The sequence below is a fragment of the Vibrio sp. D401a genome (assembly GCF_030248515.1).
GTDB classification, from domain to species: Bacteria; Pseudomonadota; Gammaproteobacteria; order Enterobacterales; family Vibrionaceae; genus Vibrio; species Vibrio rotiferianus.
Genome location: NZ_JAHGAI010000052.1, coordinates 41094 through 49259 on the forward strand (window position 1 = coordinate 41094; position 8166 = coordinate 49259).

5 protein-coding genes and 7 tRNA genes are annotated in these 8166 nt (G+C 45.4%); 1 reads left to right on the forward strand and 11 read right to left on the reverse strand.

Translation table 11 applies throughout. The features are described from left to right. Positions 1-190: 190 nt before the first annotated feature. From miaA to tsaE, 4 genes are read right to left on the reverse strand one after another with little or no spacing between them, the layout of a single operon-like run. The gene (miaA, locus tag KIV41_RS21765; protein ID WP_010444012.1) at positions 191-1123 is read right to left on the reverse strand and encodes a tRNA (adenosine(37)-N6)-dimethylallyltransferase MiaA; all 933 of its coding nucleotides are present in this window, start codon (positions 1121-1123) and stop codon (positions 191-193) included. Continuing rightward, positions 1120-3165: a DNA mismatch repair endonuclease MutL gene (gene mutL / locus KIV41_RS21770; protein WP_252041274.1), complete on the reverse strand. Its 2046-nt coding sequence runs from the start codon at positions 3163-3165 to the stop codon at positions 1120-1122. Before mutL ends, miaA begins: the two co-directional genes overlap by 4 nt. 18 nt (positions 3166-3183) lie before the next feature. Then, entirely contained in the window at positions 3184-4911 is a 1728-nt protein-coding gene (locus KIV41_RS21775) for a LysM peptidoglycan-binding domain-containing protein (protein WP_045389457.1), read from the reverse strand. Then, positions 4905-5369, reverse strand: a complete 465-nt coding sequence (tsaE, locus tag KIV41_RS21780; protein ID WP_010444015.1) for a tRNA (adenosine(37)-N6)-threonylcarbamoyltransferase complex ATPase subunit type 1 TsaE — start codon at positions 5367-5369, stop codon at positions 4905-4907. The genes KIV41_RS21775 and tsaE overlap by 7 nt, the downstream gene beginning before the upstream one ends. Positions 5370-5664: 295 nt before the next feature. Here tsaE and queG point away from each other — a divergent pair, with 295 nt between their 5' ends. Continuing rightward, positions 5665-6792, forward strand: coding sequence for a tRNA epoxyqueuosine(34) reductase QueG (gene queG, locus KIV41_RS21785; RefSeq protein ID WP_045389460.1), 1128 nt, complete (start codon positions 5665-5667; stop codon positions 6790-6792). A gap of 603 nt (positions 6793-7395) precedes the next feature. On the opposite strand, the gene KIV41_RS21790 is transcribed toward queG, so the two are convergent. The 7 genes from KIV41_RS21790 to KIV41_RS21820 all read right to left on the reverse strand — a co-directional run bounded on the left by KIV41_RS21790 (position 7396) and on the right by KIV41_RS21820 (position 8127). Continuing rightward, positions 7396-7472: transfer RNA gene (locus KIV41_RS21790), tRNA-Met, on the reverse strand. 34 nt (positions 7473-7506) lie between these two features. Further along, a tRNA-Gly gene (locus KIV41_RS21795) sits at positions 7507-7582 on the reverse strand. Positions 7583-7617: 35 nt separating this feature from the next. Beyond that, positions 7618-7693, reverse strand: a tRNA-Gly gene (locus tag KIV41_RS21800). A gap of 34 nt (positions 7694-7727) precedes the next feature. Then, positions 7728-7803: transfer RNA gene (locus KIV41_RS21805), tRNA-Gly, on the reverse strand. 51 nt (positions 7804-7854) lie between these two features. Then, positions 7855-7930: transfer RNA gene (locus tag KIV41_RS21810), tRNA-Gly, on the reverse strand. A 2-nt stretch (positions 7931-7932) separates the two neighbouring features. Continuing rightward, positions 7933-8009 (reverse strand) — tRNA-Met (locus KIV41_RS21815). Positions 8010-8051: 42 nt separating this feature from the next. Further along, positions 8052-8127 (reverse strand) — tRNA-Gly (locus KIV41_RS21820). Positions 8128-8166 lie beyond the last annotated feature (39 nt).

Sequence of the window (8166 nt, forward strand, 5' to 3'; positions counted from 1 at the left end):
ATTTTCCTTATTTAATTTGTAGTTGTAATTATTTAGCTAGCGGTGCAATGCAAAAGGTACTGCTTTTTGCATCTGAGCTAAACGAATCAAAATGCACCCTAAGTAATTAGCAGCATAGTATAAAAACTGCCAATAACAGATCCTTTGAGAGTGCGATCACGCAAAAACGATCACATTATACACAGCTATCTCAATCAGATGCTATTGCTTCTGACATGGTTTCGAGTGCTTGTTCAATGTTGTCGCTATCCAACCAAGTTAAATCATTCCAGCTGCGTAACCAGGTGATTTGACGCTTGGCCAATTGACGAGTTGCACAGACGCCACGAAATATCGCTTCGTCACGAGAGCACTCCCCGTCTAAATACTCCCACATCTGTCTGTAACCAACACAACGTATTGATGGAAGATCAGGATGAAGATCGTCACGCGCATACAGCGCTTTCATCTCATCTTCAAAACCTGCCTCCATCATCTTCTCGAAGCGTAGTTCAATTCGACGGTGAAGTTCTGCCCTGTCCTTGGGAGCTATTGCAAACTGTTTGACTCGGTAAGGCAAGCTATCACCTTTTGTTTGAGTCAACTCAGTAAGAGTTTTACCTGAAATGCGGAATACTTCCAACGCCCTCGATAAGCGTTGAGGATCGTTTGGATGAATTCTCGCAGCTGATACAGGATCAATCTCTTTCAGCTCATCGTGCAACACCGACCAACCTTTAGTCAATGCCTCTTGCTCAATTTGCTGACGAATTTCAGGATTTGCAGCAGGAAGAGGTGATAAGCCTTCAAGTAAGGCTTTGTAATACAGCATGGTGCCGCCGACTAACAGCGGAATTTTTCCTTCTGCAACAATGTCATCCATTGCCTGCAATGCATCACGACGAAAGTCTGCCGCAGAGTATGCTTCACTGGGATCAAGAATATCGATAAGACGATGCGGCGCTAGGCTTAGCTCACGATCATCTGGCTTTGCAGTACCGATGTTCATGTCTTTGTAGATCAACGCTGAGTCCACGCTGATGATCTCAACCGGATATTTCTGGCGCAGGCGAATCGCTAGCTCTGTTTTACCTGATGCTGTTGGCCCCATCAAAAAGAGGGCCAAAGGTAGTTTGTCTGTCATGGTCTTAATTTGGCAATCGTGGCAGAGAAATCAACAGCAGACACAAATTTCGTGTCTTCTAATGGCAATTGACCATGTCTTAGCTGTTCAAGTTCCGCAATAATTTGAATGGCTTCGGATAGAGTATAGTGGCTCTTAACAGTCGTGACCTGCAAAGCAAGCCAATCTATCAGCTCTGATAGCAGCTGAACCGTTGCCACCTCTCCTCTCACGCGAGTTTGCGCGTAAGATAACAGATCTGGTATCAAATTTTGTAAGTTTTGTTGACGCAGTGGTGATGGCACACCCATGACCATCAAAGCTTTGTCATTTCGAGCTTTCAATTGAATGCCCAACTGCGCAAAGTCTTGCTGATAATCGCGCGCAAGCTCAACTAATTCCGGCTCCAACTTAACGGATAATGGAACTAACAGTGGCTGAGCTTTTAACGCTCCATCGCTTGGTGTGAGCTGACCTTTGGTTCGATAAAATTCAGCTCTTGGCAGCGCAACCAAAGCCACACCGCTGTCGCTGCTCATCAAGACAAACTGTTCGTCCACCACAGCCAGCGCTTTACTTAGTGCCGTAACAGGCGGTAAAGCAACTTCTGCCGATGTGCTGACTGGCGCTTTTGGGGACTCTGTTTGAGGCTCAAAATCAGGCGTCTGAAGCAACTCATGATAAGCACGTACTTCTTGTTTACTTGGTGCAGGCTCGGCATGACGTTGTTCTTTACTTGAAGTTGGTTTAGGCGCTGGTTTTGACTCAATCCAATCTGTTCGCTTGAAAGAATCCGCCGCTCGCGCTTCTCGTATAGAAGCGTTACTTGATTCCCTATCGCGAGATTTCGCTTCATAGTCTGAACGCCCTGGATAGGCAGGTGTGTTATCAATTGCTTGATACACTCGCTCAGGTACAAGTGAACCCGTTTGCTCTGGTTTACTTACTGGCTCCGGCGAACTTGCTGCTTCAGGCGCAGAGGTCATCGTCTCAAACGGTTCTATCGGCTCGGCAAGATCTGCATGGTGGAACGCGGACTCGTTGACGTGCGGTTTATCAATCACTGAGCTTTGCGCAAGAGCATCCGCCAGTGCCTGATAAATAAAATCGTGCACTAAACGTGCTTGATGGAAGCGCACTTCATGCTTCGCAGGGTGCACGTTGACATCCACTTGGTGCGGATCAAGCTCAATAAACAATACATACGCAGCGAATTGATCTGGCTTTAAACTCGTTTCATAGCTTTGACGGATAGCGTGATTGATCAACTTGTCACGCATCATGCGACCATTCACGTAGCAGTATTGTAAGTCACTCTGCTGCCTCGCCCCTTCCGGAGTGGTGATCCAGCCATGAAGCTTAAGTCCTTGATGCTCAAGCTCGATGCGAAGCATATTACGCACAAAAGCATTGCCACATACCGCTGCAATGCGTTTTTCTGTTTGAAGCTGATTCTTTGCCGCACGATATTGGCGGATCATTTTGCCGTTATGGCGAACATTGATAGTGACATCAAAGCGGCTTAAAGCGATACGCTTAAGCAATTCATCAATGTGAGCAAATTCGGTTTTCTCGGTGCGGAGGAATTTGCGGCGCGCAGGCGTATTAAAGAACAGATCTAAGACTTCAACCGAGGTACCAATTGGGTGTGCAGTCGGTTGCAGCTTAACCTTCATGTCTCGCCCTTCCGAGTAGGCGCTCCACGCTTGTTCTTGTGCCGCTGGACGAGATGTCATGGTCAGGCGCGATACCGAACTGATACTCGCTAGCGCCTCCCCACGGAAACCCAAACTCATGATGGCTTCAAGATCGTCCAATGTGTGGATCTTAGAGGTGGCATGACGACTCAACGCGAGACCTAACTCATCTTTCACAATCCCCTTGCCGTTATCGCGCACGCGAATCAGCTTGGCGCCTCCTTTCTCAATATCAATATCAATTCGAGTAGCGCCAGAGTCGAGACTGTTTTCTACCAGTTCTTTCACGACAGAGGCGGGTCTTTCCACCACTTCCCCTGCCGCGATTTGGTTTGCCAGACGAGCGGGCAAGATCTTAATGGTCATGATGAGTTATAAGCTCACTTATTTGTTTGGAATGATCAGCACCTGTCCCACGGCAAGTTCATCAGAACGCAGGTTATTCGCTTTGCGGATGCTGGATACACTCACGCCGTATTTCGACGCAATCTTACCTAGGTATTCACCACGAGCAACTTTGTGCTTACGGATTGGTTTGTCTTTTACCGCAACGGTGATCTTCAGTTTCTGACCAACCCACAAGGTATCTGACTTGAGATTGTTCTGCCTACGAATATCTGCAATCTTCACTTTGTAGTGACTTGCGATCTTACCGAGGAACTCCCCTGATTTAACAGTGTGGGTGATCGTCTTTGTTTCAACGGTATTTGGCTTATTCGGAATAGCAATCGAAGCCGCTCCCATACCCGGGATTTTTAGTTTTTGTCCAACAGCCAAGCTACTAGACTTGAGCTTATTCTCACTCATGATCGCTTTCGTCGACGTGCCGTATTTCTGCGCAATTACAGAAAGTGACTCACCACGTTTCACAGTATGAACGGTCGGCTTAGCTGAAGATGAGAAAACCGTCCCTTCTGGTGGGTTGTCTTTCAAGTACTTCACTACGGCTTTAGTAATCGCTCGCGCCAGCTTATCTTGATGAGAACGTTGGAATAGCAACTTCTCTTCAGTCGGGTTAGAGATAAAACCAGTCTCAACCAATACTGATGGGATCTGTGGTGAACGTAATACCGCAAGGCTGGTATTAATTGGTTTTGAGTTATGTAGACGAGCAACTTTGCCCATCTCGCCCAAAATCTCAGTCGCTAACTTATAGCCCTCCTTTTGAGAGTGACTGAACTGAAGATCCAATAAGGTTTGGTTCACATTGCGATCACTGGAGTTACTAACAAAAGCCGTACCTGAACCACCAAGCAACTCTGATTGTTTCTCATGATTTTCCACCCAGCGAGAAATCTCTGTGTTCGCGCGGCGAGTGTTCAACACAAATACCGAGCCACCGCGTGGTTTAGGTGAGGTAAATGCGTCAGCGTGAATGGAGATCAACAGATGAGCATCATTCTCACGAGCAATTGCAACACGACGGTTTAAGTTGACGAAGTAGTCGCCGGTACGAGTCATACGTGTTTTGATACCAGGAACGGCATTCAATTGGTCTGAAATCTTACGAGCAATGCTCAATACCGCGTCTTTTTCATACTTACGACGCGATGGACCTATCGAGCCAGGATCTTCACCACCGTGACCTGGGTCTATTGCAATAAGGATTTCTTGTGCACGATGCACAGTACTCATATCTTTGCTCGGTGACGCTGGCTTACTTGGTTTTGAAGCACTCGTGGTCGTCGACTTGTTCGAGCCATGTGACAAATCAATAACTAAGCGATGGCCGTATTGCCCCCCAGGTGTAGGCTTGAGTTTGAATAACTCAGCTTTGACACTTTTCTTTAACTCAAAAACTAGACGGTAAGTGTCTTTATTTGGCGGGCTACTTTTACGGACACGTTTTAATACTGGACTGTCCGTGACAGTAACCGGCAACTTAGCTTGCATTGAGGTGTTTTTGAGATCCACCACTAAACGATCTGGCCCAGAGAGAGAAAAATAAGAATAGGTAGCTTCCGCGCTTAAATCGATGACGACTCGAGTCTCATCAGGAGAAGGCCAAACTCGGAAACTTTTAACGACGTTAGCAAAGGCTAAATTAGGGATGATAAGGAGAAAAGTGGCGACTAACATCGCCACTGCTCTAAATTTTGAAAGACTCAACATAGCTCCAATTGACTGAGTAGTTGCTCACCATATTCATTGTTTGCGGTTAGCTCCGCGATACGTTGCTCACCCTGATAACGAATGTTCATATCAAGATCTGGCTTAGGTAGCAACCCGTGTCCTTTTTCAGGCCATTCAACTAAACAAATTGCATCATCAGTGAAATAGTCTCGAATCCCCATGAATTCCAGTTCTTCAGGATCAGCAAGACGATAAAGATCAAAATGGTAAACTTGCCACTTATCCAACTGATAAGGCTCGACCAACGTGTATGTCGGGCTTTTTACATTACCTTGGTGGCCAAGAGCACGGACAAAACCACGGCTAAATGTTGTTTTACCCGCACCTAAATCACCGTGCAAATAAATGGTGGTTTGTTGAGAACAAAGCTGAGCCAATGCGGTTCCAAGTGCTACCGTTTCATGCTCATCTTTAAGATTAAATTGTTTCGTGCTCATTGATGCTTCTCTAACTAATGATCGTTGACTATATAAAAATCAAAAGAACAAGAATAGTAAACTGTGTTGGTTTTGAGAGACAAGCTCTCAAATGTCATATATGCGAAAAAACAGCCAAAAAGACGAAACCTAATTAACTGATTCTATTGAATGCATAAGCAAAATTTCTCATGCCTAAATCAACTTTTGATAACTTTGTTTCAAAATTCATTCTCACTCCTGGCTACTCGACTTTCTGGTAGCACCATTGAATAAGATCCGGTAAGATCCGCCCCCCTTTATCTTGGTGGTGAACATGAACTACGAACAACTCGCACAACAAATAAAAATTTGGGGTAAAGAGCTTGGCTTTCAGAAAGTCGGTATCTGCGATGTTGATCTTAGTGAACATGAAGCTGCCCTGCAAAAATGGCTCGATGCTGGCTATCACGGCTCAATGGACTGGATGGCTCGTCATGGCATGATGCGCGCTAGACCAGATGAGCTGTTGCCAGGGACTGTCCGTGCCATCAGTGTCCGTATGGACTACCTTCCACCAGAGGCGAAGTTTGCCTCTAATTTGGCAAACACAAACCATGCTTACATCAGCCGCTACGCATTAGGGCGTGATTACCATAAATTGGTGAGAAAGCAGCTTAATAAACTTGGCAAACTTATTGAACAAGAAGTTGGGCAATTTGGCTATCGACCTTTCGTCGATTCCGCCCCAATCCTTGAGCGTCCATTGGCACAGAAAGCAGGATTAGGCTGGACTGGTAAACACTCACTCATTTTGGATAAAGACTGTGGGTCATGGTTTTTCCTTGGTGAACTACTTATCGACTTGCCATTGCCAGTTGATGAACCGAGCGTTGACCAATGCGACAAATGTAAGGCATGCATCACCTCATGCCCAACACAGGCAATCGTTGATGAGAAGATTGTGGATGCTCGGCGTTGCATCTCTTATCTCACCATTGAGTTTGATGGCGTGATCCCTGAAGAGTTCCGCAAGCCAATGGGAAATCGTATCTATGGGTGTGATGACTGCCAGTTAGTTTGTCCTTGGAACCGATATGCCGAAATTACCGAACAAGAAGACTTCCACCGCCGAGAGAGCTTTGAAGAGCCAGATCTTGTGACCATGTTTAATTGGGATGAATCAACATTCCTCAAACAGATGGAGGGTTCTGCGATTCGTCGCATTGGGCATCTGCAATGGTTGCGTAATATTTCTGTCGCACTTGGTAATGCAGAATACAGCCAACTAATAATAGAGGCTTTAGAAGCTCGCCAAGGTGAAAACAAATTACTGGATGAGCATATCGAATGGGCTCTAGAGCAGCAATTTAACCAAATTCCTGCCAATCAATCAGATTCTATCGATACAAAGAAGAAGCGTTTAATCAGAGTTGTAGAGAAAGGTCTTCCACGAGACGCTTAACGCGTAGCTCATATGCAAGAGATTGAAAACATTTTTTGCATCAGCAAATCATGATTTTGTTCTCAAATTCTGAAATGTGGAAAAAAAGATTTAAGTCTTGTGAAATTGAGCTATTAAAAAAAGTTAAACACAGCTTAAAGAAATGACTAGGATCAAAAAAACACAAAGTAATGATCCAGAATTAACGCATCCGATCCGCAATAAAACCACTTTTATCTATAAATAACAGTAACTTAGATATTTTAGGGAAAGTTTTATCACCGTCGAATTTAGAAAAGATCTTTCTTTACAACCTTTAAACCCCAAACAGAAAACACTTTATCAACCAACTTATCCACAGAACAAGATATGTGGATAACTCTGTTAATTAAAGATATAAAAGTGCCTGAGCATCAGGATATTCATTGGACGGCCGACTTTTATCATGTTTAAAACACAAACAAAATCGTCCGACATCATTTGATGCGGATTAAGGTTTTGTTTTTTAGGGATTGATGCTTCTCAGCATTATGAAAAGAGCGATGAGACTGGTTGTAACACTTCAAATAATGAAAGTTACATCCATCGATGGTTTAAAAACTACTAAAACTATCGCTTGGAAATTGGTTGCGGGGGCCGGATTTGAACCGACGACCTTCGGGTTATGAGCCCGACGAGCTACCAAGCTGCTCCACCCCGCGTCCATGTATTATCGATTAATACGATAATAGAAACTGGAGCGACACACGAGGTTCGAACTCGTGACCTCAACCTTGGCAAGGTTGCGCTCTACCAACTGAGCTAGTGTCGCAATGTCACTGTTAAGCACAATGAGGGCTATCAAATTGGAGCGACACACGAGGTTCGAACTCGTGACCTCAACCTTGGCAAGGTTGCGCTCTACCAACTGAGCTAGTGTCGCATGTCACTGTTAAGCACAATGAGGGCTATCAAACTGGAGCGACACACGAGGTTCGAACTCGTGACCTCAACCTTGGCAAGGTTGCGCTCTACCAACTGAGCTAGTGTCGCAATGTCATTGTTAAGCACAATGAAGGCTATCCCCACTTTTCTAAAAGAAAGTGGAGCGACACACGAGGTTCGAACTCGTGACCTCAACCTTGGCAAGGTTGCGCTCTACCAACTGAGCTAGTGTCGCATTGGTTGCGGGAGCCGGATTTGAACCGACGACCTTCGGGTTATGAGCCCGACGAGCTACCAAGCTGCTCCATCCCGCGTCCATAGTTCATCATTTAAGGTATGATGAAAACCTTTTAATTTGGAGCGACACACGAGGTTCGAACTCGTGACCTCAACCTTGGCAAGGTTGCGCTCTACCAACTGAGCTAGTGTCGCATTGGTTGCGGGGGCCGGATTTGAACCGACGACCTTCGG

What these genes read in the sequence shown, in the direction of transcription:
- miaA (WP_010444012.1), bottom strand. Translation starts at nt 1,123, where the DNA reads ATGACAGACAAACTACCTTTGGCCCTCTTTTTGATGGGGCCAACAGCA.
- KIV41_RS21775 (WP_045389457.1), bottom strand. Translation starts at nt 4,911, where the DNA reads ATGTTGAGTCTTTCAAAATTTAGAGCAGTGGCGATGTTAGTCGCCACT.
- mutL (WP_252041274.1), bottom strand. Translation starts at nt 3,165, where the DNA reads ATGACCATTAAGATCTTGCCCGCTCGTCTGGCAAACCAAATCGCGGCA.
- queG (WP_045389460.1), top strand. Translation starts at nt 5,665, where the DNA reads ATGAACTACGAACAACTCGCACAACAAATAAAAATTTGGGGTAAAGAG.
- tsaE (WP_010444015.1), bottom strand. Translation starts at nt 5,369, where the DNA reads ATGAGCACGAAACAATTTAATCTTAAAGATGAGCATGAAACGGTAGCA.